Source organism: Sandaracinaceae bacterium (genome assembly GCA_016706685.1).
Classification (GTDB): Bacteria; Myxococcota_A; Polyangia; order Polyangiales; family Houyiibacteriaceae; genus JADJJE01.
Window position 1 is genome coordinate 22,978 of the sequence record JADJJE010000036.1, and the last position, 25,272, is coordinate 48,249.

The window sequence follows — 25,272 nt, forward strand, 5'->3', positions numbered from 1 at the left end:
TCCGGAAGGAACCATCACACAATCGCGTAGTGGGTCACGCACTCTACGCGTGGAGCGTGAGCTGAAGAGGGAGCTGGAGTGGAGTCAGCGGGTGCAACGACCCGGCGATCGCGAGGCGGGTTCTTCACCAGAACATCAAGCGTTCATGCGCGATGTGCTTCTTGAGTATCGTCATCTTCGCTACCTCAACAGTGCGGCGCATGCGACTGGTTACCGTGTCGAGCGTGGCTCTCGTGGGTTCCCAGACGACCGGCGCTGGTGCAGGGGACAGCTCGTCAGGGCAAGAGCGTGGGCAACGTTTGAGTACTAACGGCCCGTTTAAGAACTGAGCAGCGCGCCAGGGCAGTCTAGTCAGTCTAGTCTGGCGGCTCCATCGAGGGCCGTCGATCGAAGCGGCGGTGACGGATGCCCCGACACTGTTCGGAGCGGTCCACGACGTCGACCCCCTCCCTCGGCGATTGGGCGCTCCTGACACGAAAGTGGGGCAAGTGGGCAGCCGTGGGCTCGTCGCCGCGTTTCTTCACTTGGCCGAGGCCGACGTCGTCGACGACGCGGAGGTCTGCGCGTGCCCACCCCTTGAGGCGCTTCGGATAGGTGCCGTCGGCGAGGTCGGCGTGGAGGTCATCGAGCAGGTCGACGCAGCGCGCGTAGCGGACGACCGCCTAGGTGTTAGCGAGCACGTCTGCTGATGCCGATCCCCGCCCCTGCTGAGCAGTGGGCATGATGGCAGTGGCCTGCGCGAGTTCGCGATGGGTCTCGAGGCGTGTCGGTCATTTCACCCTCGCTCCGGGCTCGGGGTAGACGGCGTTGCAGGAGCCCCGAGGACACTGCGCAGTACATCGAGTACCGCGTGCGCGCCGTCGGCGGGGACGGTAGCCCCTTCTCGAGCGACGCCATCGCCATCCTCCACGAGGCCTCCTCCGGTCGCCTCCGCGACATCGACCGCCTCGCCACCAACGCCCTCCGCCACGCCGCCGCCCGCAAGGTCCGCATCGTCGACCGCTCCATCGTCGGCAAGGTCCTCGGGGACCACCTCAACGACCCCATCGCCTGACAGAATGCAGACCCGTGATGGCCATCATCCCGCCGCGCAAAGCGCGTCACCCAGATGGTGGCCATCACGCGTCGCGCGTCCATGCGCGACGACGCGATGGACATCGCCGGCGTGGCCGGCGGCGCGCATCACGCGTCGCCCATCAGACTCCGTGACGCGAGGCCCATCGCGGGGCGTGCTCGGTAACACTACGCCCTGCTCGCGGGCGCCTCGAGAACGTGGCTCTTGCCGTTGTTGGACTTGCCGGTGATGACGCGATCTACGTGACGCTCACCACCGGCAACGGGATGGACCTCTACAAAACTCGGCGGCATCGGTCTCGGTGTAGCGGCTCTTCACGGCAGGCAGCCTATTACTCGGGGTGCGTGCGCCCCAGCGCCAGCCACAGCTGGGTGGCGGTTCCCACCGTCGGCCACAGGAGGCAGGTCGCGACTGGGTCACTCGCAGTCTGAGGGGCAGGACGTTGAGTTCTCCGATCCGATGCACTGACCGTTGCCGCAGCAGTCCTCCATGCACGGCGCATCCCACACCTCCCACCAACTGCACGTCTGGTCGCCGCAGGTACCGCGGCAGTCCTCCTCACAGGCACCGTCTTCGGACCAATGGCAGGTGTCATCGCCGCAGACGACTTCTTCGCAGACCGTATCGCCGCCCGCGGGGTCGTCGCCGGCCGGGTTCATGGAGTCGACGTCACAGAAGACGCACTCCCCGTCGATGACATGCGAGTCCTGACGGCATCCGCACGCTGTATTCGCACCCGTCGGGTCATCTCCAGCTTCGTTCGTGGAGTTGGAGGGGCACAACACGCACGCGTTGCCGACCACGTGCCAGTCAGTGGCGCAGGGGGCACCGATGACCGGACCGCATTCAAACAGGTCTGGCACGTAGGGTGTGCCAGCACAGGAACTGGGTGGTGATGCTATGCGTCGGAGCACTTCGTATTCCGTCTCGGACCCGGACCCCCATACCAGGATCAGATACTCTTCGTCTGCGCCGTCGAAGTAGACGAGGGAGTACGTCTCGATCTGCGCGTTGGCGGTTCCCTCGCACTCGTGAAGGCTCACGGTCGACTCGGTCGGGGTCGACCACGGACCAAAGCCCCGGCACTCGCTGTTAGAGAAACCTCCGCTCGTGCCATCAGCAGCGAACCACATGAAGCTCTCTTCTGCGTTGGCGCAGGCCGACTGGATGAGCTGCGTGGTGGGCGCTTGCACCTCGAACTCGTCGCAGTAGTTCCACCAACCCACGATGCGTTCGGCAAGCGTCTCGCTGGAACTGCACACCCCCTCTTCATCCACGAGCCAGTCGCAGTCGTTGTCCACGCTGTCGCAGGTCTCGGTAGAGGCCGTGCAGGTCTTCGTGACCACCACGTAGATGCCGCCGCTGTCGGCTCCGAAGAGCGCCTGGCCGCCCGTGAACGTGGCCTCCACCACTTCCCAGGTGGTGTCGTCTTCGTCATCGAGCCGCAGCACCACGAGGTTCTGGCCTGCCGCCGGGAGCGTCACATTCGCTGGGATGGTGAAGACCTGTTCAACCGGGCTGATGACCACGGGGCGCCCCACGAAGGACGACCGCACCCAAGTCGGGCAACGTGCGCGGGTGAAGTTCACCGATGGAGTCGGTGAACTGCTGCCCAGCGCGCCTGCGGGGATCTCTACACGGATGGTGCCGCCGCCCGTGGCGGTGGCGGTCAGCGTGCCGCCCGCAGCACCGACGAACTGGACGACGTCGCAAATCGGGAGCTCGTCCACGGTGGTGTTGCAGTTGTTGTCGCTCAGGTCGCAGATATCGAGCTGCGCCGGGTGCTCCTGCGCGCTCGCGTCATCGCAGTCGGTCGCCGCCAGGCTGTGGCCCGCCACCGGCGTGCAGCTGACCGTGGCCGTGCCCGTCGAGCCGTCGCCATCGGTATGGGCTCGGGATACCAGGGCACGTCCTGCGTCTCTTCATCGGTCTGCCGTCGCAGTCGTTGTCGGTGCTGTCGCAGAACTCCACTTGCCCAGAGCGCCGGCGGATGGTGGTGTCGTCACAGTCCGTGCCGCAGTTCGGTCCGCTGGTGCCCATGTTGCAGCAGCTGGAGCCACCTCGCCGTCGCCGTCGCGGTCCGTAGTGCCGAACGTGGCGGCGTCGCGATCCTCGTCGTGCTGCCCGCCCGCGCGCCGTCATCGCAGGTCTCGGGGTTTCCCGGGAAGCGGTCCGCGTCCGTATCGTCGCAGTCGTCGCCACCGCAGGCCACGGCGTCGTGGCCATCACCGTCCATGTCGCCGTCGGTGCAGGCCGTGCCGCAGGTGTCGGCCGCCTCGTCACACGTCATGTTCGCGATGCACGGTGCCACACCCACCACGCAGCCATCTGCGCCCGCTGCCGTGCTGCTCGGCATGCAACGCTCGGCACCGTTGCAGAACACTCCGTCGTCGCAGTCCGTGTTCGCTGTGCACAGCGTCACCCCGCGTCGTCCGTCATCGGCGTGGCATCGCCGCCACAGCCGCGAACAGCGTGGCCAATGTCATGGAGGCGTAGAGTCCGACTCCAGCGAGTCGTGTGGATGGGGTCCTCATGCTGACTGCTCCCTTGCGTCCCGTGAGCGGGCACGCGCACCTCGCTCCGAAGTGGCACGGTGTGCGTGCCCGACTCTGGCTGCCTCGGGGGTGCCTGCGGTATCCCCCGAACGGAGGAACTCGGTGGAGGTGCGGTCCGAACGGTTGGGGGAGCGCCTCGGGACTCCCTCCCGCAAGGCCCCCAGTCAGGGATTCTTGGACTTCACCGCCCCCGCGCCTGCAGCACCTGCGCGATGCGCCCCTTCATCTCGCCCGTCTCGTCCCCGTGCGCGCGCTGCAGCATGGCCAGCACGTCGGGGTGGTCGGCGCGCTTGAGCAAGTCCCCCGCCTGCTGGCGCTCCGCCGGGGTCCCGTGCGAGAGCACCTCGAGCAGCAGCTCGGCGGCCTCGAGGTTCGGGATCTTGCCAATCGCCCCGAGCGCAGCGCTGCGCACGGCGGCGTCTTGCGAGTCTCGGAAGATGCGCTGCAGCGGATCGAACGCGTGCCCGAAGTGCAGCGTGCTCACCGCCGCCAGGGCCTCTTGGCGCACGCTCGCGTCGGGGTCCGCCAACCCGCGCATCACCAGCACGAACGAGCGCTTGAAGTACAGCTGGCGCACGGCGCGCAGCACCGCGGCGCGCACCGATGGGTCTTCGTGCTCCACCATGGTCTCGAGCGGTGCGAGGCACGCGTAGATGCCCACGCGGCCCAGGCTCTCGGCCAGCGCGATGAGGGCAGCCGGGGTGGCGCCATTCACCTCGCCCAGCTGCCGCAGCCGGCACAGCAGCGCGTGGCGCCGGATGTAGTCGGGCGTCTTCGGGTCTTCCAGCACCTGGCCCATGGTCTCGACGGCGTCGCCGGCCTGCTCCCACTCGATGACGTCCAAGCGCCAGATCTCGGGGTAGGCCGTGTCCATGCGCAGGTAGTCCGGGAAGCCCACCGCGTTGAGCGGCTCGTCGGGCATCCCGCTCAGCCGCTCGGCCAGGCGCGCATAGCGGGCGCGCCGCTTCTCGGGCAGCGGCAGCGCGGCCAGGCGCTGGTAGACCCCGCGCACGCTCGAGTAGAGGCCGAGGTCGTTGTAGCCGTCGATGGCCGCCGAGAACGCGTTCTCCGCCATCTCGGGCATGCCGCCGTCCTCGAGCAGCTTGGTGGCCGCCTGCTCTTGCGTTTGCGCGCCGCGCTGGCGGTAGTGCGCCTCGTACGGCAGGCGGTTGCGCCGGCAGAACTGCGCGGCCTCGCGCAGCAGGGTGGCCGCCGTGTGCAGCTCACCGCGCTCCACGGCCAGCTTGGCAAAATCTTCGAAGTACTGGAGCACGTAGTACTTGAGGTGGTCGGCCGTGAGGATGCGGATGCAGCCCAGGTAGCCCTCGGCCAGGTTCTCGAACGCGCCCTCCTTGCCGATGTTGAGCAGCACCTGGTAGCAGTCGAACGCGCGCTCGCGCTGCCCGATGGTCTCGAATCCGTCGGCCGCCGCCTCGATGGCCTGCATGCTGAGCACGCGCTCGCGGCGCGCGGCGGCGTGGTCCTCCAGCTGCTGACAGGCGCGGCTCAGGTTGAAGCGCACCAGGCCCAGGATGTAGAGGTTCTGCCGCAGCCGCGGGTCTTGCGTGAGCCGCTCCCACAGCAGGCGCGCCGTGCGCAGGTCGCCGGCGTTCTCTTGCTGGATGGCGGCGTGGCCCAGCCAGCCCGCCTCCTCGAAGGCGCGCGCGGCCTGCACAGGGTCCTTGCCCATCACGCGCAGGCGCGCTCGGTCGAGCGGCGCGTCCTGCACCAGGCTCTGGGCGCCGGCCAGGTCGCCCCGGAACATGCGCAGCGTGGCCACCGCGCGCTTGCGCCCGAGCGCCGTGTACGCGCGGTCCGCCAGCGCCAGCCCCGTGCGCAGCTCCTCGTCGCTCATGTGGCTGCGGCTCAGCAGCGCCCACAGCGGCACCAGCGCTCCCTGCGCGTTGCCCGCGTCCAGCTGCTCGGTGGTCCTGCGGTGCGCCTCGCGCGCGTCCATCAGCGCCGGCCTCCCGCGCGTGGGCTGGTCATCAGGCTGGTGGTGCTGGACCCGCCGCCGCCGCCGTGCGGGCCGCTGGGGGCACCCGGCACCAGGCTCTCGCGCGCGGCGTCCTCCACGATGTCGAGCGCCCGCTTGGCACGCTGATCCTTGAGGCGCAGCGCCTGCTCGTCCACCACCTGCACGGTGTGCAAGCGGTGCAGGTAGTCGAGCTCCAGCTTGCCCGTGGAGGGCAGCATGAACACGCCGTAGAGCTTCGCCACGCGCCGCATGTTCTCGATGGTCTCGAGCGGCACGTGGCACTCCGCGTGCGTGAGCAGGTACACCATGGGCGTGCGGCGCTCACGCCGCTCGAGGCGCGACAGCTCGTTGGCCAGCAGCCCGAAGACCTTCGCGTAGTTGCGCCCGTGCTCGCCCTTGAAGCGCAGCAGGTAGGGCACGCTGATGCCGCCGTGGTCGTCCGTGCGCCCGGGGCGCGTGCGCTGCACGTCGTACAGCCGCGAGTCGAAGAAGCGGAAGTAGACGTCCTCGCCGCGCAGCGAGAGCTTCTTGATGAGCGTGAGCGCCAGGCCCCGCGCAAACGTGGCGCGCTGCCCGCGCATGGAGGCGCTGGCGTCCACTAGGATGTAGTGCAGGCGCCGCTCCTGGTCGTTCTCCTTCTCGCGCGCGTAGTAGAAGACCTCGTTCTCCACGAAGCGGCGCACGAACAGGTCCGGGTCGAAGGCCAGCTCGGACAGCACCAAGGAGTCGATGGTGCCGCGGCGCTGCACGCCGGAGTAGCCGTCCACGCTGAAGCTCTGCGAGCCGGCCGCGCGCTTGGTCTCGAGCACGCTGGGCAAGAGATCCAGCGAGAAGTTCACCACGTCGTTGGCCTCGGGGCTCTCGAACACGCCCAGCAGGTCCAGCATGTTCTCGGTGCCGTTGGCCCCGCTGCCCGCGCCGAACATGCCCACCAGGCGCAGCGTGTCGAGGTCGATCTGCTCGAACGACGTGACCAGCCGCAGGCTGGAGCGGGCCAGGTACTCGAGGAACGCGAGGTCCACGCTGCGGTCCGCGCTGCGCCACAGGGCCGGCAGCTCCGGCTCGAGCGCGGCATACACCTCGGCGTCGAGCGGCAGCGCGGTGGGCTCACGCCGCTCGGTGGGCGTGGCGAAGCGCTCGAACAGCGGCGCCAGCACCTTCAGCAAGATGACCGCCAGCAGCGGGTCCTCGAGGCGCCACTGCCGCGCCTTCTCCATGACCTCGCACTCGCCGATCTCGCGCAGCGTGTTGGTGAGCGTGGTGAGCGCCGCCAGCTGCGGCTGGGTCAGCCCCATGGAGCCCAGCGCCGCGCGCGGCTCGATGAGCACGTCGGCGGGGGCCAGCAGCGCCAGCATGCCGATGTCGTGCACCGCCCAGAACGGCACCTCCACCCCCACGCGGCTGAGCGTGCGGTGCCACTGCGCCGCGCGCAGCGAGAGCATGGCGTTGTCGTGCCGCACGAGGCTCAGCAAGAGCCCCCCGAGCTGACGGCCCACGGGCCCTTCGCGATGCTGTGGCAAGAGGCTCACGCGGTGCCTTTACTGCGCGAACTTGCCGCTCTGGAACACGTGCCCCAGCAGCTGCTCCACCCGGGTGAGCGCGTCGCGCGCGGGCTTGGTGCCCAGGCTCTCGAGCGCGGCCTTGATCTCGTTGAGGGCCTTCAGGTGACTGAAGAGCTGGATGTCGCTCATGGGCCGGTCGGAGGTGAGCAGGTCGCGGATGCGGTTCAGCTCGGCGACCAGCGCGTCGATGCCCACGTCCGTGGCGCCGAAGCGGCGCGCCTCGGGGTGTTCGCGGTACCAGGCTTCGAGCACGGGGCCCACCACGCCGTCCAGGATCTCGGCCTGGTCCAGGTTGTTCCACGTGTGCTTGAGCACGAAGAAGTCGCTCGGGTCTGCCGTGGGGCGCCCGTCGAGCGCCGCGCTCGCCGCGAACAGCTTCAGCATCTTGATGGCGCGGCGGTCGGAGAGCGACACGCCCTCGCTGCGGATCTGGAAGACCAGCCCCTTGTAGGCCGCCAGGAAGTCCTCTGTGAAGTTCATGCGCGGCGCGAAGCCCGCGTGCAGCGCGTGCAGGTCGGCCGCGCTCAAGAGCGGCTGCAGGCGGTCGTAGCTGCCGTCGATCTTGCCCACCTCGTGCGCCACGCCCTTCAGCAACAGGTCGTGGAAGTGGTAGCTATCCAGGTTGTCGCTGTGTACGCGCAGCAGGAAGCGGTCGAACACCGCCATCAGGTTCTCGTCGTTGGGCACCTCGTTGGAGGCCGCGAACGCGCTCATGAGCGGCACCTTCACCACGTCGGCGCCCACGGTGTACACGCGCTCGTTCAGCACGCTCAGCAGCGAGTTGAGGATGGCGCTGTTGGCCTTGAAGACCTCGTCCAGGAACACGATCTCCGACTCCGGCATCATGCCCTCGGTGCGCCGCTTGTAGGCGCCGTCGCGGAAGGCCTGGATGTCGATGGGCCCGAAGATCTCGTTGGGCTCCGTGAAGCGCGTGAGCAGGTACTCGAAGTACTTGGCCTGAACCAGCTTCGCGAAGAGCCGGATGATGGCGCTCTTGGCGGTGCCGGGCGGGCCCACCAGCACCATGTGCTCACCGGCCACGATGGCGATGAGCATCAGGCGGATGGTCTCGCTCTTGCCGAGGAAGGTGGCCTCGAGGCGCTGGGCGACTTGGGTGAGGCGGCGGAGAGTCTGGGCGTCTTGGGTCACGAGGGGCTCCATACAGAGGCAACGGAAGCGACAACGGAGGCAGCAGGGCCAGAGGCGGGCTGCGTGGCGGTGAGCGGCAGGGCCACGCGCTGAAAGAGGGTGTGCGCGAGGTGCGCGGTGTCGGGGTCCAGCTGCGCGGCCACGGTCACGGCCCACTCCCCCAGGCGGCGGCGGTCGCTGGGCGGCACCACCTCGAGCGGGTCGAGCGCGTCGTGGCCACCGAGCGCCTCGGGCAGCACGGCCCAGAAGAGGCGCGCGTCCATGTCGCTGCAGTTGGGCGCCGCCTCACTGGCCTGCCGGTCGAGCGCGGCCATCATGGCGGTCTCCATGACGAACGCGGTGGCGGTGCCCAGCAGCGCGGGGGGCGCACCCACGGCGGTGAGCTCACGCAAGGCGGCCCCAATGCGCGCCGCGGCGGTGCCGAGGCCCGTGCGCACCAGGTGATGCGCCACGCCGTGACGCAAGGCCGGGTCGCTGAGCACGGCCAGCATGGTGGACGTGAAGCGAAAGTCCGGCGTGTCCCCGAGGCCCAGCAGCGCGGTGAGCGGCGAGCGCGCGGCCAGCCGCTGCATGCTCTGGTGCAGGCCCGCCATGTCCTCGTCGAGGTCCGGCGCCGACCAGAACGACGAGAGCGGCGTCTGCGACACGGTCTCGCGCACGAAGCGCACCCTGGGCAGCGCCACCACGTTGGCGGGCGCCTGTCGGCCCCAGTAGCGGTAGGTGTAGGCCCAGTTCTTGATGACGCGGTCCTCACGCTGCAGCGCCGTCACGCGCAGCAGCAGCGCGTGCCGCAGCAGCGCCTCGCCGCGCGTCATGGGCTCGCCGGCGGCCTCGATCAGCTGGTCGGCCCAGCCGCGCACCACGGCACGCGAGGAGCGCCGAAAGGCCGCGTCCAGCAGCGGGTCGGTGAGCGTGGCCAGGTTGTGCGCGGCCATGGCCAGCGCCCACGTGCCGCGGTCCGGATAGGGCAGGGTGCCCACGGGCGCGACCTGCGCGGCGATGCGGTGGAACGCCTCGTAGAGCCGCCGGTCCGCGTCCATGTCCGTGGGGCGGCTGTGCGCGAACGTGTCGAGCGCATGCGGCGGCAGCGCGCGCGTGGCCTTGGCGACGCCACCGCTCATGAGCGGCGAGAGCCAGCCCACCGAGAACCCGTGGAACAGCTCCCCGAAGACGCGGAGCGTCTTGTCGTCCAAGCGCAGCGCCTTGTCGTCGAGGCCCCCCGCCATGTCAGCCTGCTCCACCCGTGCCGCCCGCGTCGCCCGGGGGCAGCGGCACGCCACGCAGCGGGAAGCGGCGCAGCTCGTCGTACTCCATGACCGGCAGCGGCGGGTCGAAGCGCTCGGGCGCGTCGGCATGCACGGCGCGCGCGGCCACGTGGTCGATCATGGAGCGCGTCACCAAGCCGAAGGCCGCGTTGGCCACGCGCCGCGGGATGGTCTCCTCGGGGTGGAAGAACACGTGGTCCTCGCCCTGCGGGTGCACCAGGTCCTTCAGCACGTCGGGCGCCACGGCCGGCACCAGCGTGAGCCCGGCGGGCACGTAGATGCGCGTGGCCACCTCGCTGAAGAAGCGTCCGAGCGGGAGCCCCTCGATGCCGGAAGGGTCCAGCACGTAGATGTGCTTCTCGCCGATGGCCACGCGCAGCGCGCTGAGCGTCTTGGGTGGCAGCACGTAGAGCATGCGCGCCAGGTACTCGCGCTCCTCGATGGGCACCGCCGTGGCGTTCACGCGCCGGAAGGGCTCGCTGGTCTGCGCGAGGCGCAGCGTGAGCGGCTTCTGGCCCGCGTTGCCCACGGGGATGGGCGGCCGCTCGCCGTGCGCCAGCGCGGTGGCCTCGAGGTTGGCGCGCACCAGCGAGCGCACGGGAGCGAAGGCGGGCAGCGGGTCGAACTGCAGCACCTCGTGCGCGGAGCCGATGCTGTTGCTCTGCCCAGCCTCCGCCAGCTTTGGCGCGTGTGGCCCCGACACCAGCGTGAGCCCCTGCTGGAAGAGCGACGCGCACGAGTCGAGCGAGATGGGGTGGCGGTAGCCCAGCTCCACGGCCACGCCGTTGGCGATGGGCTCGTAGACGCGCACGCCCGGCAGGTCGCGCAGCAAGCCCAGGATGCGCTCGGGCGCCTCGGTGAGCTCGAACAGGTAGAGCCGCCGCGGCGCGTCGTCGAAGGACGACTGACTGGGCCACTCGGCGAAGCCTGCGCGCGCGTCCACCTGCCAGCGGAAGAGGTAGCCGATGAGCGCGTGGCCGATGCCCACCTCGGCCGTGACCCAGGCTTGCTCGGCGGCGCGCCCGAGGCCCTGCGACGCCACGCGGTGCGGCGTGAGGGTGAGCAGCAGCTCACGGAAGCCGAGCTCGCGCTCCACCGTGTAGGTCTGCTCGAAGGTGTCGTGGTAGAGGATGGCGTCGTCCTCGCGGTCCTTCAGCTCGAGCACGTCGTAGCCCAGCGGCGACGTGGCGTCGCGGTACTGCACGAAGTGCCGCTGCGTGCCCGTGAACACCATGCCGCCGGCCAGCTTGGCGATGCTGGCCACGCGGTCCATGCGGTAGGACGACTCGGCGTCCAGGTAGAGCAACAGCTCGCGCGTGCGCAGCGCGGTGGTCACCCGGCGGATGGCCATGCCGCCCAGCAGCTCGTCCAGCGAGCCCTCGTCCGAGTAGGCCCGGAAGAAGGCCACCAGGCGGTCGAGCGAGGAGAAGAGCACGACGCCCTTCTGGCCGAGGAGCACGCCGCGCGCGTCGGGCCCGACCCCTGGCGTGCGAAAGCGGTTTTGATGGAGCGCGACTCTTTCCAGCACAGCGCGGGAGGCTACCAGGGTGCGGCTTCGAATGCATGGCTGGTTCTACGGGGGTGATCGCGAGGAGGGGGCGGGGCACCCGGGTCTGCGGGGCCGGTCGCGCTGGCGCTCCCTCGGGTGCCTCCCCCATTTCGTCGCGTCGTTCCGACGCTAGAAATGGGGCCCCCCCCACCCCCGCTGACCCGGGCGCCCCGCCCCCTCCATGGGGCCGCATGGACTCGCGGTGGGCATGGCGTGCTGCCGACGCGTGGTAGGGGTGGGGGCGCGCCGGGGGCTCGACTGGGCGCGACGAAGCGTGAGGGTGTGGGGGCGGGCGGGTTGGAGTGGCGCTCGGCGGGCACAGGGGTGTGACGCGGCGGCACACTCGGTGTTGGCGGGCGGCGGAAATTGCGGGTGATGTTGACCCCGGAGGCCATGGCATGAGTCGTGCGTCGCTTGCGGAGCATGGCTGCTGCATCTCGCTCCTCGGTCGCGCTCGCGCTGCTCGCTCTGGTTGGTGGATGTGCGTGGGCCACGAATCCGGACGCGCGGTTCGAGCGAGACGAAGTCTTGCTCTACCCGGGTGGTTGCTTCGACGCGGAGATGAGCGGCATCGATAGCTTTCGTGACCTTCGGGCTCGGAGTGATGGCGCCATCGCGACTCACGAGCTGATCTCGAGCGAGTCGTGGTTCGCCACACGGACATACGCGAGGGTCTGCGGGGTGGAGCTCGGGACGACGGAGGTTCATCTCGTGAACGGGCGCCGCGTGGTCGACTCGCTCCTCGTCGAGGTCGCGGAGGTGGCGAGCCTGACGCTGGCCGCGGCGCAGGACGAGTTCCGCGACCGGTACCCCGCCGTGCCGCGGCCTGTTGGGCTCCTCGTGGGACGGCGAGCGTTCCTCTACGTGGCTGCCGTCGCCGCCGACGGGCGAAGCTTCGAAGGTGCCTTCGAGGACGCGTTCGATATCATCGTCGAGCCACCGGTCGAGGTGTCGTATGTGCTCGCCGGTGTCCTGTTCGATCCGAGGTCACTCGAGCCGGGCGTGTTTCCGGTCGGTGTGATGGGACGAGAAGAAGTGCGGACCGTCGAGTTGGTCGTGGTCGCGCCCGAGGACATCGAGCACATCGAGGTCGCGGGTGTCGTCAACGGCGAGGGGGGCGGCGGCTACTCCGTGACCGGCGTCACGAGCTGACGGCTTCCACATCCTGGGCCTGGATGCAGAGCCCACCATCAGTGGGGCGAGGCGAAGAGGGCCGCTGGCTGTTCCGCGGGCGCCGTGGTGGCGCGGTGGACGGACTCGCAGGCGACACCGAGACTGATAGCCACCACGCCACGGGGCCCGCGCCCGTGTTTGAGCCGGGGCGACGCGCGAGGCTTTCACGCGGATCGTTCTCCAGATGACGCGGCGCAAGTCTCAGGGTGTCCGTGGTGGCACGGCGCCCTGGAATGGACTCGCAGGCGACCGCACAAGCGGGCGACGGCCACCAGACCCACTGGTGCCGCCGTTGACCGAAAGCCGGATAGGGGTGGACGTTGGGCGCTGCCTGACGTTGTGCCGCAACTGAGGGTGGCAACCGCCGAGGCCGCAGACGAACAGGGCTGGCCGGGTCCGCACAGGCCGGCTCACCCGCGCAGCGTGTCCAGCTTGGCCTTCCAGGCCTCCGGGTCGGGCACGCGCCAGGCGATGGCGTCTTCGCCGTCCGGCGTGGTGAAGGCCACGTGCAGGAGCTTCACGCCGCCGGTCTTGCCCAGGTGGCCGCGCGGGTGGGAGATGGCCGTGATGTCCGCGAGTGGGATGCGCAGCTCGCGCTCGGGGACGTAGAGCAGAAAGAAGATCTCTCCGGTGGTGAGCGCCAGCGCGCCGTTGCCGCGGGCTTGCGTGGCGCCGCGCGACTGCTGTCCGTAGGACTGGGCCAGCGTCTCGGCGAGCAGCACCTCGGCCGCTGGGAAGCGCCTGTCGATCTCCGCGCGGCCGCGCTTCCGCAGCGTCTTCGCCACGTACATCACGGCCAGGACCAATGCCACGAGGGAGGCAGCTCCGAGGAGGATCGCGGGGATCATGGCTGCCAGTGTATCGAAAGCGGCGCGCCAAGGGGGCGCGACCCGCGCCACGCCAACTTGGAGCGCGCCGACCACCGTCAGCGCGAGAGCGCCGACTCGGCGGGGTTGCTCGGGTCGTAGAACACGGTGACCTCGCTGCCGGCGGGGTAGAGGTCCACCGTGTCGTATGCCTGACGGGAGCTGTAGGAGGTCATGAACTTGTCCCCGGCGCGGATCTGCTGACCCTCGTAGCGTTGGCCCGCCACCATGTACTCGTAGAGCACGTAGGGGCGAACGCTGGCGTGGTCCCCTCCCTGCACCTCCACGCGTGACTTGAGCACGCGCCCCACGGTCCCCGGCCAGCGTGCGCTCTCGGCGCGCAGCGTGTCGGCCTCGGTCTTGCGCTTCCGGACGAACCAGAAGATCGCCGCGATGGGTGCGATGGTGCACACCAGGGAGCCCAGGATGGAGAGCGCGATGGTCACGCCGAGGGCAACGGCGCCACCACCGAAGAGCCACGCGGCGTCATCAGGGTTCACGCTCGCGAGGCTAGCAGAAGTGACCGTCTGACCGCACCCTTCCGCCATGGAGAGCACCACGTCCAGCAGCACGACCCAAGGCGGCCTGCCCGCCCTGCTCGAGCGGCGCAAGTACGAGTTCCTGTTGGCCGCGCTGATGCAGCACCTCTTCATCGCCGTGCTGCTTCCGGACCTCGCGTTCTATGCGCGCGTCGTGTGGCCGCTCAACATGGTGGTGCTCGGCGTCTTCAGCGTGGGCATCTTCGCGCAGCGCTCGGCGGTGCACCGCGCGTTCAAGAACGGCATGACGCTGGCCGTCATCGCCATCCCCGCGGCGCTCGCGTTCTTCCCACCCGGGGCCACCGCCATGTTGGGCCTCAGCGTCTGCTACGTGCTGTTCTTCCTGGTCATCTTGGTGGAGGTGTTTCGCCACTTGCTGCGTCCCCGCTACATCGACGCCGACCTCGTGTCGGCCGCCATCTGCGGGTACTTCCTGCTGCTCGAGACCGGCATCTTCCTGATGCAGGCGCTCTACTACGCGGTGCCCAACAGCTTCCGGGGTGTCGACACGAGCTCGTTCCCCAGCATCTACCTCGACCTCGTGTACTTCTGCTCCATCGTGCTCACCAGCATCGGCTTCGGCGACATCACGCCGGCCCATCACGTCACCAAGCTCGCCACCGCGCTGCTCGGCATCACGGGCCAGACCTACTCGGTGGTGCTGGTGGGCATCTTGATCAGCAAGTACACCTCGGCCAACACCAAGTAGGCGGGGACCGATGGGGGAGACCGAGCTTCACGACACGGATGACGACGCGGGAGCCCTGAACGACGCGGAGCGCGAGTTCGAGGACCGCTTGCGGGCGTCTCGGCGGAGGTCTCGGGTGGCGCTGCTGCTCCTGGCTCTGGCGCTCGGGGCGGGTGTCTTCGCGTGGCTTCTCGCACCGCGGGCCTACGAGGGCCTCACCCTGCTCGAGCCCGTCAGCGAGCACGCCTACACCACGGGCGGGCGGCCCAGCCCCGGCACCAGCGCTCAGCTCACGTTCTTCGAGCACGCGCTCCCCACCTTCTTCATCGCGCTCGACCATGACGAGGCGCCCCAGGCGGCGGCCGTCGCGCTCGAGGCCGAGGTGGCGGAGGCCGAGCTTCCCGCACCCGTGCTGGAGGCGGTGCGTACCTTCGCGCGCGCCTGTGCAGACGCTCGGCTGTCTGCCGACCCCGCGCTCGCTCCGCCCGTGCAGCGCGCCGCGGCCAACCTGAACCAGGCGCTCGCGCACGCAGAGCTGGGCTACTACGTGGACGCGCAGGTCATGGCACGGCGCACGGGCACGCTGCGGGTCTTCGCGCAGACCTTCGTGGTGGAGCACGTGGGTCACTACCAGCTGGGCCCGCACCGTGAGCGCGCGCTCTCCATCCGGCGCCTGGACCACACCAACGTCGCGCAGCCCACGCTGGGCTTCACGCGCCCCGAGGCCAGCGAGGGGCTGGTGCAAGTGGACCGCATCGAGGAGCACCTGGTGGCGCACCTGCTGCCCACGCTCGCCCCGGGCGTGAGCTTCCGCTACGCCGAGCCCCACGTGCGGCGCTCGGAGGCCCTTACGCGGCTCGAGCAGCTCGCCGGACAAGTCATTCGCGAGGAGCTCATGGCCGCGCTCGATGAGGCGGCAGGCGCCACGCTGGGCACCACGCTGCATGCACGGCGCGCGCTCTTCGAGCGCTGGCAGAACCTGGCCAGCGGGCGCGAGGCGGTCTTCTACGCGCCCACCACCTACGAGGTGGACATGCAGCAGCTCGAGCCGCACCGCTGGCAGCTGGATGGCTTTCAGCAGCTGCGCGAGGCGCACCGCGTGCTGGGTGAGCCCGCCATCGTCTCGGCCTACCTGCGCGCCCACACTGCGCTCGTGCGGTCCGTGGAGCGGCACGAGCTGCAGCACCGCTTCGACTACCGCGAGGGCGTGCTGGACACCACACCCGCGGGGCTGGCCGGGACGCTGCTGCCGCTCGACGTGGGCGCGCCGCTCGAGGGCGACCTGCGCGTGGTGGTGGCCGAGCTGTCCGCGTACTGCGCCGCCATGGCCGACGGCCCCGTCACCAAGACCGAGCTCGCGCTGCTGACCCGGCACCTGCTGGGCCTCGGCGGCGGCCGGCGCCACGAGGCGCGCGCGGGCGGCTTCCTGCTGGCTGAGCTGGACGCTGCGCTCGCTCCGGACGGGCCCATCGTCGGCGACCGGCCCACTCACCACGCAGCGCGCGCGGAGCGGCTCTTGGCGGTGCCCACCGAGCGCCTGCGCAGCACGCTACGGATGCTGTGGGAGCGCTGGTTCGGGCGCGCGCTGCCGGTGATGCAGAGTGCGTCTGCAGCCGCGCAGACCCACTGACCACGGGCCACCCGGCGCTCAGATCGGGCCGTCTTCGTAGTAGTCGGACATCTCGTGCTCGAAGTCGTTGCCTTCGCCGTAGCCCTGCTCGTCCCCAGAGCCGTATCCATCCTCGGCCTCCTGGGGCCCTGGGCCGCACTCCAGCGTGACAGGCAGCTCGGGCTCCGCGGTGGTGTTCGAGATCTCGGTCAGCGCGATGCGCAGCATGGGCGGGACCACTCCGAACTGCGAGCGCCGGTTCCTGCCCCAGCACTGGACGCTGCCGCTCTCGCTGCGCGCGCACAAGTACTCGCCGCCCGAGGCCAGCTCCACCACGCCGCTCACGCCGGGGACCGGATCGCCGAGCGACACCTGGCGACCTTCGAAGCGCAAGCAGCGCACCTGGCCCGCTTGCAGCGCACAGATGTCCCGTCCGTAGGTGACCAACTCCGCGACCCCCGTGATGTCCCCCTGCTGCGGGTCATGGCCGTCCCAGCACGAGACCTCACCGCCGCGGCGCAGCACGCATGTCCGGTCCGAGTACAGCGCCACGCTGCGGGCGTCCGTGAGGCTCACGCCGGGGCCTGCCGAGTGCGTCAGCGAGCTCTGGTCCACTGTCCAGCACGACAGGCCTCCGTGCGCGGTCACCACACAGCCGCGGCGCCCGAGGAGTGCCAGACTCTCCGCGCCCGTGATGCCGGGCACCTCGGTGGGAGGGCTGTCGGAGCGTCCGCGCGACCAGCACAGCACCTTCTGGTCCTGGCTGATGACGCACACCGTGTTGCCCGCGGTCGCAAAGCCGCGTGTGTCGCGCAGCTCGACGGGCGCCGCCCCGCCGCTGCCGGCCGGCGCATCGCAGCGGACGCGACCGGTGCTCCAGCGTCGACAGCGGACCAAGGGGTTGTTGCTGCTCACGTGCGTGAGCATGGCCTCGTCCAAGTCGTTCAACGGCCAGCCCGCTGCGGCCTCTTGGTGCCCGCGCCGCAGATAGCCGCCGTCGCCGTAGCAGGTGACGCCATCGCTCCGCAGGACGCACGCCTCGCCTTCGGCCAGCAACAGGCGCGACACCGGGCCGCCGGGCAGGCGCTGCGGCGGCATCACGTCCACGTCGTTGCCGGGCAGCAGCGGGGTGAAGTCGCCCGCGCAGCGTGTCTCGCCGCTGGCGAAGCGCGCGCACAGCGCATCGGCGCCCAGCGCCACGTCCACGGCGCCATCGAGCGCGGGCACGTGCGTGGGCACGTCCACCGCGCGGGTGTGGCCGAGGCCGAGCTGACCCGCGTGGTTGTCGCCCCAGCAGTACGACTTGCCGTCCTGACTGCGCGCGCACACGGTGCTCTCGCCCGCCACCAGGTCCACGGCGCGCAGGTCGGGGAGCGGCCGCGGGCGGAAGTGGTCGTCGCCATCGTCCGGGCCGAGGCCGAGCGTGCCGGCCATGTCGTAGCCCCAACAGAACACGCGCTGGTCGGCGCTGCGGGCGCACGCGAACGACTCACCGGCCACCACCTGCACGGGCTGGGGAACGCTCACCCGGTAGCTCTCGCCGGGAGGCAGCGGATCGGCCTCGATCGGTCGCCCCACGGGCTCGCCCCAGCAGCGGATGCCTTCGGTAGTGAGCGCACACCCGAGGCCCGACCCCACCGCGAGGCCGTGCGCGTCCTCGGCCACGGTGTAGAGCGTGAGGTCGTCCGGGTCGTCGAGCGCCAGCGTCCAGCCCCAGCAGCGCACCTGTCGCTCTTCCGTGATCGCGCAGCCGCCGTCCTCGGACATGGCCAGCTCACGCACGCCGGTGAGACCGTAGAACGTGTGCTCCGAACAGTAGGGGGCGCTGAGGTCGCCCGAGTCGGAAACGTACTGCAGGCTCGGATCTTCGCCCCAGCAGACCACGCGTCCGTCGCGCAGGCCGCACACCGCGGCCCCCGCCAGCGTCACGTCGCGGAAGCCGTCGGCATAGGGCATCCACGCCTCGGCATCCATCCCAACGGGGTGGAGTCCGCGGCACCGCAGGCGCCCCTCGGGAGACTCGCACAGCATGTAGTAGTTCATGGCGAGGGCGTGCTGGTAGCCCTGCGCGCCGCCGCTCACCGGCACCGCGATGGTGGGGCCCGTGGTGGAGCGCCCGCCGCAGCCGCTGCTCAACAGCAGGCACGTGACGAGTACGGAGCAGAGACTCCTGCGAGCCCCCTCGAAGCCAGCAGCGCGAACACGACGTGGTGTCATTTGGCTGGGACGTTAGCCCGCTTGGCGCGCGCTTCAAGCTCGCTGCGCAGCCAGGCCTCGGCGTCGGCGCGGTTGGAGAACACCTTCATGGGGCAGGGTGATCGCGTCATCCACAGCACCCCCGTGAGGATGTGCGCCTGAATGTTCGAGTCGATCACCACGGCGTGGGCCACCAGCCGCTGCGCGAGGACGTCGAAGTTCTTCTGCGTCCAGCTGGCGAACCGCTTGCGGCGCCCAGCGTCGGGCTCCGTGCCGCGCAGGTCGTGCAGCGTGGCGAACGGCTCGCGTCGCGCGAGGATGCGCTCCACCTCCGCGTAGAAGCTGTCCTGGTCGATCTGGCTCGGCGGCAGCGACCCGGGTGAGTCGAAGATCACGAGCGGCAGGAGCGATTCGTCGATGCGGTAGCGGAACACGAGCGGAGTGTAGCGCGGGGTCGCGGCGATTTCGCGAGTGGCACCGAGGGACAGTTTACCCCTGAAAACGAGTCTGATTTGTGGGTGCCCATGCGCTGTGACTTCCTGTACGGTCGCCCGATGAGCAGTAGGAACGCCACCTCTCGCGGTGCGGCCATCGGCCGTTCCGTCCGTTTCGGATTCACAGGAGCGCTCGTCATCGCGCTGATGCTGCCCAGCGCTGCGGTGCGCGCGCAGAGCATCGACCTCTGCGTGCACGAGATGAGCGACGATCAGATCGACTCCCACACGCAGCTCATCGTGGGGGCGCTGCGCGACCACCGAACGCATGCACGCGCGTGGCGCTTCGGCTGGCTCGCGGCCTACACCGCCATCGCCGTGGGCGCGCTGGCCATCATCGCGCCGGGCATCGACCGCAGCACCGACGACGGCCAGGCGCGCTGGCTCGGCTACATCGGGGCAGGCACGGCGGCCAGCGTGGCGGCGGCGCGGCTCGCGTTTTATCCCATGCCCGATGTCTGGGGTGTGCGGCGCATCGAGCGCATGCCCAGCGGCACGCGCGAGGAGCGCATCGCCCAGGCGCGCTACGCCGAGTCGGTGCTCTCGAGCGCGGGCGACTGGCAGAAGCTGATGACGGGCACCACCTCGTACGCCATCGCCCTCGGCTGGGGCATCGCGTGGGGTACCGCGCTGTCCATCAAGTACGACAACGCCTTCACCAGCGCGTTGGCCTTCGTGGGCAGCCCGGTCCTGGGCATCGCCACCGTGCTCACGGCCCCCAACTGGGCCGCCGTGTACGCGGACAATCTGCGCGGCGGCGTGTGCGGTCACTCGTATGTCGAGGTCCGTGAAGGAGCCATGGTCGAGGACGAAGGCCTCGAGGGCGAAGAAGAGGTCGAAGAGGAGGACGACTGGCAGCCCCCCGAGGACCTCGAAGAGGAGGCGCCACTCGATGCGCTGGGCACCTCCAGCGGGAGCCCCACCGTGATGGTCTACCCCACCTTCGGCGGCGCCGGCCTGAACGTCACGTTCTGATCGCGTTCCCTCAGCGCGTCATCGTGGTCTCGAAATTCAGCGTCCCGTAGCGGTCGTAGAAGCGGGCGCGCAGGGTGTCGCCGTCGATCTCGCCCCAGAAGAAGCCGGCCGTGTCGTCCTCGTTGTAGGGCCCGTTGTGGCGCAGTCCGCCCACGATGGCGCGCTCACGGAACCCCGTGGTCTTGGCGGCGGCGCCCGACACCACCAGCTGCGTGTCGCAGGCGCGCGGCAGCCACTGGCGGTTGTGGTCGTGGCCCGAGAAGTAGAGGTCCACGCGGCCGCAGATCTCGTCGTCGAAGAAGCTCTTCACGCTGCCCCCGCTCAGGATCGGGATGCCCGGGATGCCCTCGTAGGCGCCGGCGTCACCGTGCTTGCCGTTGCTGATGTAGGGGTGGTGTCCGAAGGCGATCACCCACGGGGTCGTTGCGGCGTCGATCGTGTCGGCCACGAACTCACGCTGCTCGCTGACCTGGTGGCCCCACATGAGCGCGTTGGTGTCGAGCCCCACGAAGGTAACGTGCTCCTGCACGAACGCGTAGTACTCGTTGGGCATGGTCCACTTGTCGCTGACGTTGGTGTAGTCCACCTGGATCGCGCCGCGCCAGAACTCGAAGCCCGCGCCGCCGAGCCCGCCCGAGTCGTGGTTGCCGAGCACCACGTAGAACGGGATGTCGAGGTCGGCGTAGGGCAGCTCGAACTTGGTGTCGAACTGCATGTCTTCGAGGCTACTCACGCCGTCGTCGTAGGGACTGCGGTGTCCGTGATGTCGCCGAGGTCCGCGCCCAGGTCGATGGGTGGGCTGCCGAGGGCCACGGGCCCGGCGCCCTGGTCCTCACGGGCGCCCGCGTCGGGGCTCACACCCCCGTCCGGCGAGGGCACCATGACGTCCGCGTCCGCGCCGGGCGCCAGGTCCGGACCTGCTCCATCGCAGCCGATGATGAGGGCTGCTGAGAGCAGCGTGACCGTGATCGCGAACCGATGCATGGCGCGAACCCTACCGAAGCTCTGTCAGCAGGCTCGCGACAGCTGGGTGGTGCTCCGCGAAGATCACGTGCGAGCACGTGTCGTGCGGGTGACGACGCGCTCCATGCCGCGCGCACCGGCAACGGATGGTGCTGCGCTTGCCTCGTGTGACCGCGCGTGATTTCCTGCCCACCGATGCGCACCACCAACCGAGCTCCACGTCTCATGCGCTGGGGCGTCTCGCTCGCCGCGACCGGGCTGCTCAGCCTGGGTGGCGTGTGGGTCAGCGCGCAGGACGCGGAGCACCCCGCTCAGGATCCTGTGCCGGCGGGTGCGCGTGCGGCCTCACCCGCCACGGTGGCAGCGGACTCCGCAGGGGCACAGGCGCCTGCACCACCGCCGGGCCGAGAGCACGTGCCCACGGTCGCGGAGCTCCAGGCTCAGCTCACGGGACTGCGCCGCGACACCCTCACGAGCGTGGGCGGGCCGGCCCTCGAGCACGCCGCGCTGGCCCTCGGGCGAGCGCGCCAAGCAGAGGGTGAGCGCGACGCCGGCAGCGCGGGGGCTGCCAACGACGCGCTGCGGGCTCGACGCATCGCCCATGCGGCGCTCACCCTGGTGGTGGCGCAGCGCGAACGCGAGCAGGCGCGGCTGCTGCGCGACGAAGCCGCCCAGGCGCGCCAAGCCGCCGACGGGGCCGCGCGCACTGCCGAAGAGGCCCTGCGTGTGGCGCGCGCCAACGCTGCTGCGGTGGCGAGCGCTCCGGCCACCGCGACCACGGCGCCCGCAGCGCCTCCGGCAGTGACAGCCCCTGCCGGATCGACCACGGCTGAGCCCGCTGGGCCGAGCACCACGGAGGAAACCCCGTGAGCGCGCGACTTCGCCCGACCTCGCCGCGCATCCGCGCTGCGCGTCCCGGCTTCCGGGCCGCCGCGCTGGTGGCCCTGCTGGCGACGGGCGGCTGCGGCGCTGGCAGCGCGCCCCCCGCCCAGACGCTCACACCGCTCTTCGAGGGCTCGCGCGTGGACGAGGCGCGCGCCACAGCGCCTCACCTCATGGCGCAGGCCGACGCGGCGCGCGAGGCCGCGGCCAGCGCCGAGCGTGCGGGGCGGACCGACGAAGCCGCCGAGCTCGCCACCGAGGCCCGCCTCTGGCTAGCGGCTGCGCTGGCCGTCACGGACCAGCAGGCCTTCGAGCGCGAGCGCGAGGCCGACGTGGCGGCCACCGACGTGGCCAGGCAGCGCGCCGTGGCGCTCCAGCTCGAGCGCGAGACCGTGGTGGAGGAGGAGGCCACGGCGCGTGCCGCAGCCCTCGCCAGCGAGAGCGCGCAGCGGGCATTCGAACATGCGGCCGGCTACGAGGCGCGCCGCTTGCGCCGCGACGACCCCGAGACGCGCACGCTCTACCGAGAGACCAGCCGAGCGCTGCTGGAGCGGAGCGCCGCCCTGATCGCCGCGAGCCGAGCGCTGGGCGCCCCCGGCAGCGCGGCTGGTGCGCTCGAGGAACGCCTTACGGCGCTGCGCCGCGCTCCCCGGCCCGAGCTGGTGGTGACCGAGGCCGACGTGCTGCTGAGCGACGCCATGGCCCTGCTGGGCCGGGCGCGCGCTGCGCTCCCTGTGAGCGCGACCGAGGCGGCTGCGCTGCTGGAGGCGGCCCGCGAGCGTGGGCTCAGCCCCACCCGGGGGGAGCGTGGCATCGAGCTGCGCGGGGCTCCGCTCGAGCGTCCCACGGCGGCGGGGCTCCGGCAGGTGGCCGCGCTGCTCAACGCGCATCCGCAGGGAGGCGTGCAGATCCTGATGGTGGGCCCGGTGGCCCAGCGCAGCGCCGGCCGGCGACGGGCGGCCAGCCTGCGAGCGGGTCTGCTGGCGGGCGGCGTGCCGCCCGAGCGCCTGAGCGTGGTGGAGGTCACGGTGGACGTCGAGACCCCCGGTCTAGGCCTTCTGCTGCCGGCGTATTGACCCGCCCTGCTTCGCCCGCGACGGCCCGATGTGATTTCGGGGTCGCCCCGGCATTTTTCTGCTACGGTCCAACGCGTTTGGGCCACTGCACGGTCCAGAGAGCCCCCTTTCGAACACCAACCTGGAGTTTCCATGGCCTGGGTCATTACGCGCCTTTGCCGCGACTGCGTCGATCAAGCTTGTGTGGATGTCTGCCCCGTCGAGTGCATCTATGCCTACACGGGTGACGACGCGAGCAAGTTCCCGAACCAGCTGTACATCCACCCGGAGGAGTGCATCGACTGCGGTGCGTGTGAGCCGGAGTGCCCCTGGGAAGCCATCTTCGAAGACGCGAGCGTCCCCGAGGTGTTTTCGGCGGACACTGCGCACAACGCGAAGATCGTCGGCGAGATGGACAACTTCGAGGTGCCCACGCGCGAAGATCACGACCAGCCGTCTCCGGACAAGGTCGTCGCGAACAAGGCCAAGTGGGGCTACGCGGGCTGATGTGACCCATGAGGGGCGGCCAGTCGGTCGCCTCTCGTGCGTTTCCCGGAGGCGGCCAGTCGGTCGCCTTTCGCGTTTCGGAGCCGCAGCCAGGGCTGCCCCCGGTGCGTTTCAGCGCTCGCGAACGGGGAACTCGAGGTGGAAGTGGGGCGGGCGGCCCTCCTCCAGCACGCGCACCCCACGCTGGCGCGCCGCGACGGTGCGGAACGTGCGCCGCTCTCGGCTGCTCATGTCGCGGCTGCGCACGTCCACGGCGCCGCTGTAGAGGTGCCGCGAGATGTACAGCCCGCGCGCGATCTGCCCCATGAGCACGCGCGTCATCGCGGCCACGCAGCGCGCTCGCCCGCTTCGGCGCGCGTGCTGGTAGGCCTGCTCGATCTGCCGTGCGGCCTCGTAGTCGCGGTAGAGCCCGGTCAGCGTGCCTCCGCTGGCCAGCTTGTCGAACATGGCCTCGGCCTGCTCGAGCGGGGTGCGCACGCCGCTCGTCACATGGAACGTGCGCCCCGAGGCCGCTCGGAACGCCACGGCGAGCTGCGCCACCGTGCTGCGCAGCGCCGGGCTGAGCACCACGTCGGGCTCCATGGTGAAGGGCGCGTCGGGGCCGTCAGCGGCAGCGCGCCCGGCAAAGACCGGTGTCAGCCACCCATGCGCGCGCGAACGGTCAGGCTGCACACCCCCCGTGGGGGCTCGTTCCGTGTGGCCCCGCGGTCCCGCGGGCCAGCCCACGCTGACGGCCACGAGCAACACCGCGCACCCGAGCAGGGCTTGCTCGCAGCGGGCTCGCGACGCAGACGACAAGGCAAACACGCTGAGTAGGGTATCAGCGTGCCGCCGGCGCTCGAAGTTCTCGGCAGCCCGGGGCCCCACGGTCACCGCAGCGGCTTTCGGAAGCGGACCTGGTAGGCCTCGAACCCGAGCGACCGGTGGGCCTGCACGGCGCCTTCGTTGAAGGACCAGGTGGCCGACTCGATCAGGTCGCAGCCCGCCTCGCGGAAGACCGCCTCGAGGGTGGCCATCAGCGCGGCGCCCAGGCGCTCCCCGCGAGCGGCGGGTTCCACGTACCAGTCCTCCACCACGCCGCGGCGTGGCATGCGGCGCTCGGGCTCCTCTTCGATGTGCCCGGTGATGTAGCCCAGCACCGCCCCCTCACGCTCGGCCACCAGCACCACGGCGTTCGGGTGCTCGATCAGGCCGTCGATGTCGTCGCGCAGCACGCGCTCGAAGTCGCGGTACGCGAGCAGCGGCGCGATGGCGGGCGGCACGATGCTCTCGTGGTGATCGATGTACAGCGCGCGATGCAGCGCGCGCAGCGAGGCGCGGTCGGCGCGCGAGGCGCGTCGTAGGGTGGCCTGGGACACGGCTACGACATACTACGCGCGCGGCGACCGCGCCCGGCGACCTTCTGGCCTCAACGCGGGGCGAGCGTGGTCGGCCCGTCCAGCGTCAGCAGCGGCCGCAGGCGTCGGAAGGTCTTCCTCCCGATGCCGCGGATGCGCATGAGCTCCTCCACCCGTCGAAAGGGGTGCCGCTCGCGGTACTCCACGATGGCCACGGCCCGCGACGGACCGACCCCCGGCAGGCGCTGCAGCTCCTCGGCACTGGCGGTGTTGAGGTTCACCTGACCGGACGGCGCCGCCGGTGCTTCGGCGGACACCTCCGCCGTCTGCGCGCCCGCCGCGGGCACGGGCGCCAGCACCGCCAGCAGCAGCGCCAGCAGCGCGAGGCGCACCCCGCGCGGCAGGACGCTCGCGCTCATCGCTCCTGCTCCTCGCGCTCGCCGTCCTGCTGGCGCTCCTCGGCGCTCTTGCTCTCGCGAATGTGGAGCTGCCCGTTGGTCGGCATCGCGTCCAGCTTCACGTGCAGGCTGCCGTCGCGGTTGGGGAAGGCCGCGCCGATCTTCAGCCAGAACTTGTGGCCGTCGCGCTCGCGCTCGACAATGGTGTAGACGGTCTGGAAGGGCTTCGCCCCCTCGCTGCGCACCTCGGGCGCGGCCGCAGGCGGCTCGCTCGAGCGCTGCTGACGGGCTTCGCGGCGGGAGGCGCTGCGGGTGGTGGTGGTGGTGGTCTCGGACATTGCGGTTCTCTCCATGGTGGGCCCAGCGGGCCGGTTGATGGAGAGCACCCTTCGCAAGTTGCCGGCCGGCCGCGCACCCCTCGAGATCCGCGCTGGCCGAGCACCCCATGCTGGCGCGC

General features: G+C 70.6%; 27 protein-coding genes. 9 read left to right on the top strand and 18 right to left on the bottom strand.

The genetic code is table 11. The features are described 5' to 3' along the window. The first annotated feature begins 398 nt into the window (after positions 1-398). Both IPI43_28275 and IPI43_28280 read left to right on the top strand, forming a co-directional pair. Complete coding sequence (locus tag IPI43_28275; GenBank protein MBK7777965.1) at positions 399-689, top strand: hypothetical protein; 291 nt, start codon at positions 399-401, stop codon at positions 687-689. Positions 690-850: 161 nt separating this feature from the next. Next, positions 851-1,054 (top strand): hypothetical protein, encoded by a 204-nt coding sequence (locus IPI43_28280; protein ID MBK7777966.1) that lies wholly within the window; start codon positions 851-853, stop codon positions 1,052-1,054. 437 nt (positions 1,055-1,491) lie between these two features. Here the strand turns inward: IPI43_28280 and IPI43_28285 are convergent, their stop codons facing one another. The 8 genes from IPI43_28285 to IPI43_28320 all read right to left on the bottom strand — a co-directional run bounded on the left by IPI43_28285 (position 1,492) and on the right by IPI43_28320 (position 11,112). Beyond that, the gene (locus IPI43_28285) at positions 1,492-2,913 is read right to left on the bottom strand and encodes a putative metal-binding motif-containing protein (protein ID MBK7777967.1); all 1,422 of its coding nucleotides are present in this window, start codon (positions 2,911-2,913) and stop codon (positions 1,492-1,494) included. Then, positions 2,876-3,115 carry a putative metal-binding motif-containing protein gene (locus IPI43_28290; protein MBK7777968.1) on the bottom strand — a complete coding sequence of 80 codons (240 nt, stop codon included), beginning with the start codon at positions 3,113-3,115 and terminating at the stop codon, positions 2,876-2,878. The genes IPI43_28285 and IPI43_28290 overlap by 38 nt, the downstream gene beginning before the upstream one ends. After that, entirely contained in the window at positions 3,078-3,497 is a 420-nt protein-coding gene (locus IPI43_28295; GenBank protein ID MBK7777969.1) for a hypothetical protein, read from the bottom strand. The genes IPI43_28290 and IPI43_28295 overlap by 38 nt, the downstream gene beginning before the upstream one ends. A 314-nt stretch (positions 3,498-3,811) precedes the next feature. Continuing rightward, entirely contained in the window at positions 3,812-5,587 is a 1,776-nt protein-coding gene (locus tag IPI43_28300; GenBank protein MBK7777970.1) for a HEAT repeat domain-containing protein, read from the bottom strand. Then, a complete protein-coding gene (locus IPI43_28305; protein MBK7777971.1) occupies positions 5,587-7,137 on the bottom strand; it encodes a hypothetical protein in 1,551 nt (516 codons plus the stop codon). The genes IPI43_28300 and IPI43_28305 overlap by 1 nt, the downstream gene beginning before the upstream one ends. A 9-nt stretch (positions 7,138-7,146) precedes the next feature. Next, complete coding sequence (locus tag IPI43_28310) at positions 7,147-8,331, bottom strand: AAA family ATPase (protein MBK7777972.1); 1,185 nt, start codon at positions 8,329-8,331, stop codon at positions 7,147-7,149. Further along, positions 8,316-9,545 carry a hypothetical protein gene (locus IPI43_28315; protein MBK7777973.1) on the bottom strand — a complete coding sequence of 410 codons (1,230 nt, stop codon included), beginning with the start codon at positions 9,543-9,545 and terminating at the stop codon, positions 8,316-8,318. Before IPI43_28315 ends, IPI43_28310 begins: the two co-directional genes overlap by 16 nt. Position 9,546: 1 nt before the next feature. Then, complete coding sequence (locus tag IPI43_28320; GenBank protein ID MBK7777974.1) at positions 9,547-11,112, bottom strand: hypothetical protein; 1,566 nt, start codon at positions 11,110-11,112, stop codon at positions 9,547-9,549. 702 nt (positions 11,113-11,814) lie between these two features. Here IPI43_28320 and IPI43_28325 point away from each other — a divergent pair. Beyond that, positions 11,815-12,285, top strand: coding sequence for a hypothetical protein (locus IPI43_28325; protein ID MBK7777975.1), 471 nt, complete (start codon positions 11,815-11,817; stop codon positions 12,283-12,285). 431 nt (positions 12,286-12,716) lie between these two features. Here the strand turns inward: IPI43_28325 and IPI43_28330 are convergent, their stop codons facing one another. Beyond that, complete coding sequence (locus tag IPI43_28330) at positions 12,717-13,154, bottom strand: hypothetical protein (GenBank protein MBK7777976.1); 438 nt, start codon at positions 13,152-13,154, stop codon at positions 12,717-12,719. A 77-nt stretch (positions 13,155-13,231) separates the two neighbouring features. Further along, positions 13,232-13,672: a DUF3592 domain-containing protein gene (locus IPI43_28335; GenBank protein MBK7777977.1), complete on the bottom strand. Its 441-nt coding sequence runs from the start codon at positions 13,670-13,672 to the stop codon at positions 13,232-13,234. A 46-nt stretch (positions 13,673-13,718) separates the two neighbouring features. On the opposite strand from IPI43_28335, the gene IPI43_28340 reads away from it, so the two are divergent. Together IPI43_28340 and IPI43_28345 are read left to right on the top strand one after the other, a co-directional pair. Beyond that, positions 13,719-14,420, top strand: coding sequence for a two pore domain potassium channel family protein (locus IPI43_28340; GenBank protein ID MBK7777978.1), 702 nt, complete (start codon positions 13,719-13,721; stop codon positions 14,418-14,420). Between the two features lie 10 nt (positions 14,421-14,430). Beyond that, on the top strand, positions 14,431-16,029 hold the full coding sequence (locus IPI43_28345; protein ID MBK7777979.1) for a hypothetical protein: 1,599 nt from the start codon (positions 14,431-14,433) through the stop codon (positions 16,027-16,029). 18 nt (positions 16,030-16,047) lie between these two features. Here the strand turns inward: IPI43_28345 and IPI43_28350 are convergent, their stop codons facing one another. Then, positions 16,048-18,225: a hypothetical protein gene (locus IPI43_28350; protein ID MBK7777980.1), complete on the bottom strand. Its 2,178-nt coding sequence runs from the start codon at positions 18,223-18,225 to the stop codon at positions 16,048-16,050. Continuing rightward, a complete protein-coding gene (locus tag IPI43_28355) occupies positions 18,222-18,638 on the bottom strand; it encodes a hypothetical protein (protein MBK7777981.1) in 417 nt (138 codons plus the stop codon). The genes IPI43_28350 and IPI43_28355 overlap by 4 nt, the downstream gene beginning before the upstream one ends. Positions 18,639-18,758: 120 nt before the next feature. Here IPI43_28355 and IPI43_28360 point away from each other — a divergent pair, with 120 nt between their 5' ends. After that, positions 18,759-19,673 carry a hypothetical protein gene (locus tag IPI43_28360; GenBank protein ID MBK7777982.1) on the top strand — a complete coding sequence of 305 codons (915 nt, stop codon included), beginning with the start codon at positions 18,759-18,761 and terminating at the stop codon, positions 19,671-19,673. Positions 19,674-19,683: 10 nt separating this feature from the next. Here the strand turns inward: IPI43_28360 and IPI43_28365 are convergent, their stop codons facing one another. Together IPI43_28365 and IPI43_28370 are read right to left on the bottom strand one after the other, a co-directional pair. Next, positions 19,684-20,406 carry a metallophosphoesterase gene (locus IPI43_28365; protein MBK7777983.1) on the bottom strand — a complete coding sequence of 241 codons (723 nt, stop codon included), beginning with the start codon at positions 20,404-20,406 and terminating at the stop codon, positions 19,684-19,686. After that, a complete protein-coding gene (locus IPI43_28370; protein MBK7777984.1) occupies positions 20,403-20,657 on the bottom strand; it encodes a hypothetical protein in 255 nt (84 codons plus the stop codon). Before IPI43_28370 ends, IPI43_28365 begins: the two co-directional genes overlap by 4 nt. Before the next feature lie 174 nt (positions 20,658-20,831). On the opposite strand from IPI43_28370, the gene IPI43_28375 reads away from it, so the two are divergent. The 3 genes from IPI43_28375 (at position 20,832) to IPI43_28385 (ending at position 23,080) form a co-directional block, all read left to right on the top strand. Then, on the top strand, positions 20,832-21,506 hold the full coding sequence (locus IPI43_28375) for a hypothetical protein (protein MBK7777985.1): 675 nt from the start codon (positions 20,832-20,834) through the stop codon (positions 21,504-21,506). Further along, entirely contained in the window at positions 21,503-22,594 is a 1,092-nt protein-coding gene (locus tag IPI43_28380) for a hypothetical protein (GenBank protein ID MBK7777986.1), read from the top strand. The genes IPI43_28375 and IPI43_28380 overlap by 4 nt, the downstream gene beginning before the upstream one ends. A gap of 132 nt (positions 22,595-22,726) precedes the next feature. After that, the gene (locus IPI43_28385) at positions 22,727-23,080 is read left to right on the top strand and encodes a 4Fe-4S dicluster domain-containing protein (protein MBK7777987.1); all 354 of its coding nucleotides are present in this window, start codon (positions 22,727-22,729) and stop codon (positions 23,078-23,080) included. Between the two features lie 111 nt (positions 23,081-23,191). On the opposite strand, the gene IPI43_28390 is transcribed toward IPI43_28385, so the two are convergent. The 4 genes from IPI43_28390 to IPI43_28405 all read right to left on the bottom strand — a co-directional run bounded on the left by IPI43_28390 (position 23,192) and on the right by IPI43_28405 (position 25,153). Then, on the bottom strand, positions 23,192-23,662 hold the full coding sequence (locus tag IPI43_28390; protein ID MBK7777988.1) for a hypothetical protein: 471 nt from the start codon (positions 23,660-23,662) through the stop codon (positions 23,192-23,194). Positions 23,663-23,949: 287 nt separating this feature from the next. Continuing rightward, on the bottom strand, positions 23,950-24,438 hold the full coding sequence (locus IPI43_28395) for a GNAT family N-acetyltransferase (GenBank protein MBK7777989.1): 489 nt from the start codon (positions 24,436-24,438) through the stop codon (positions 23,950-23,952). A 50-nt stretch (positions 24,439-24,488) separates the two neighbouring features. Further along, a complete protein-coding gene (locus IPI43_28400; protein MBK7777990.1) occupies positions 24,489-24,836 on the bottom strand; it encodes a helix-hairpin-helix domain-containing protein in 348 nt (115 codons plus the stop codon). Then, positions 24,833-25,153 carry a hypothetical protein gene (locus tag IPI43_28405; protein ID MBK7777991.1) on the bottom strand — a complete coding sequence of 107 codons (321 nt, stop codon included), beginning with the start codon at positions 25,151-25,153 and terminating at the stop codon, positions 24,833-24,835. Before IPI43_28405 ends, IPI43_28400 begins: the two co-directional genes overlap by 4 nt. Between the last annotated feature and the right edge of the window lie 119 nt (positions 25,154-25,272).

Excerpts from the sequence above, each read along its gene's own strand:
- IPI43_28290 (MBK7777968.1), bottom strand. The coding sequence starts at position 3,115 with ATGGGCACCAGCGGACCGAACTGCGGCACGGACTGTGACGACACCACC.
- IPI43_28300 (MBK7777970.1), bottom strand. The coding sequence starts at position 5,587 with ATGGACGCGCGCGAGGCGCACCGCAGGACCACCGAGCAGCTGGACGCG.
- IPI43_28310 (MBK7777972.1), bottom strand. The coding sequence starts at position 8,331 with ATGGAGCCCCTCGTGACCCAAGACGCCCAGACTCTCCGCCGCCTCACC.
- IPI43_28315 (MBK7777973.1), bottom strand. The coding sequence starts at position 9,545 with ATGGCGGGGGGCCTCGACGACAAGGCGCTGCGCTTGGACGACAAGACG.
- IPI43_28330 (MBK7777976.1), bottom strand. The coding sequence starts at position 13,154 with ATGATCCCCGCGATCCTCCTCGGAGCTGCCTCCCTCGTGGCATTGGTC.
- IPI43_28340 (MBK7777978.1), top strand. The coding sequence starts at position 13,719 with ATGGAGAGCACCACGTCCAGCAGCACGACCCAAGGCGGCCTGCCCGCC.
- IPI43_28345 (MBK7777979.1), top strand. The coding sequence starts at position 14,431 with ATGGGGGAGACCGAGCTTCACGACACGGATGACGACGCGGGAGCCCTG.
- IPI43_28350 (MBK7777980.1), bottom strand. The coding sequence starts at position 18,225 with ATGACACCACGTCGTGTTCGCGCTGCTGGCTTCGAGGGGGCTCGCAGG.
- IPI43_28360 (MBK7777982.1), top strand. The coding sequence starts at position 18,759 with ATGAGCAGTAGGAACGCCACCTCTCGCGGTGCGGCCATCGGCCGTTCC.
- IPI43_28370 (MBK7777984.1), bottom strand. The coding sequence starts at position 20,657 with ATGCATCGGTTCGCGATCACGGTCACGCTGCTCTCAGCAGCCCTCATC.
- IPI43_28375 (MBK7777985.1), top strand. The coding sequence starts at position 20,832 with ATGCGCACCACCAACCGAGCTCCACGTCTCATGCGCTGGGGCGTCTCG.
- IPI43_28385 (MBK7777987.1), top strand. The coding sequence starts at position 22,727 with ATGGCCTGGGTCATTACGCGCCTTTGCCGCGACTGCGTCGATCAAGCT.
- IPI43_28390 (MBK7777988.1), bottom strand. The coding sequence starts at position 23,662 with ATGGAGCCCGACGTGGTGCTCAGCCCGGCGCTGCGCAGCACGGTGGCG.
- IPI43_28400 (MBK7777990.1), bottom strand. The coding sequence starts at position 24,836 with ATGAGCGCGAGCGTCCTGCCGCGCGGGGTGCGCCTCGCGCTGCTGGCG.
- IPI43_28405 (MBK7777991.1), bottom strand. The coding sequence starts at position 25,153 with ATGTCCGAGACCACCACCACCACCACCCGCAGCGCCTCCCGCCGCGAA.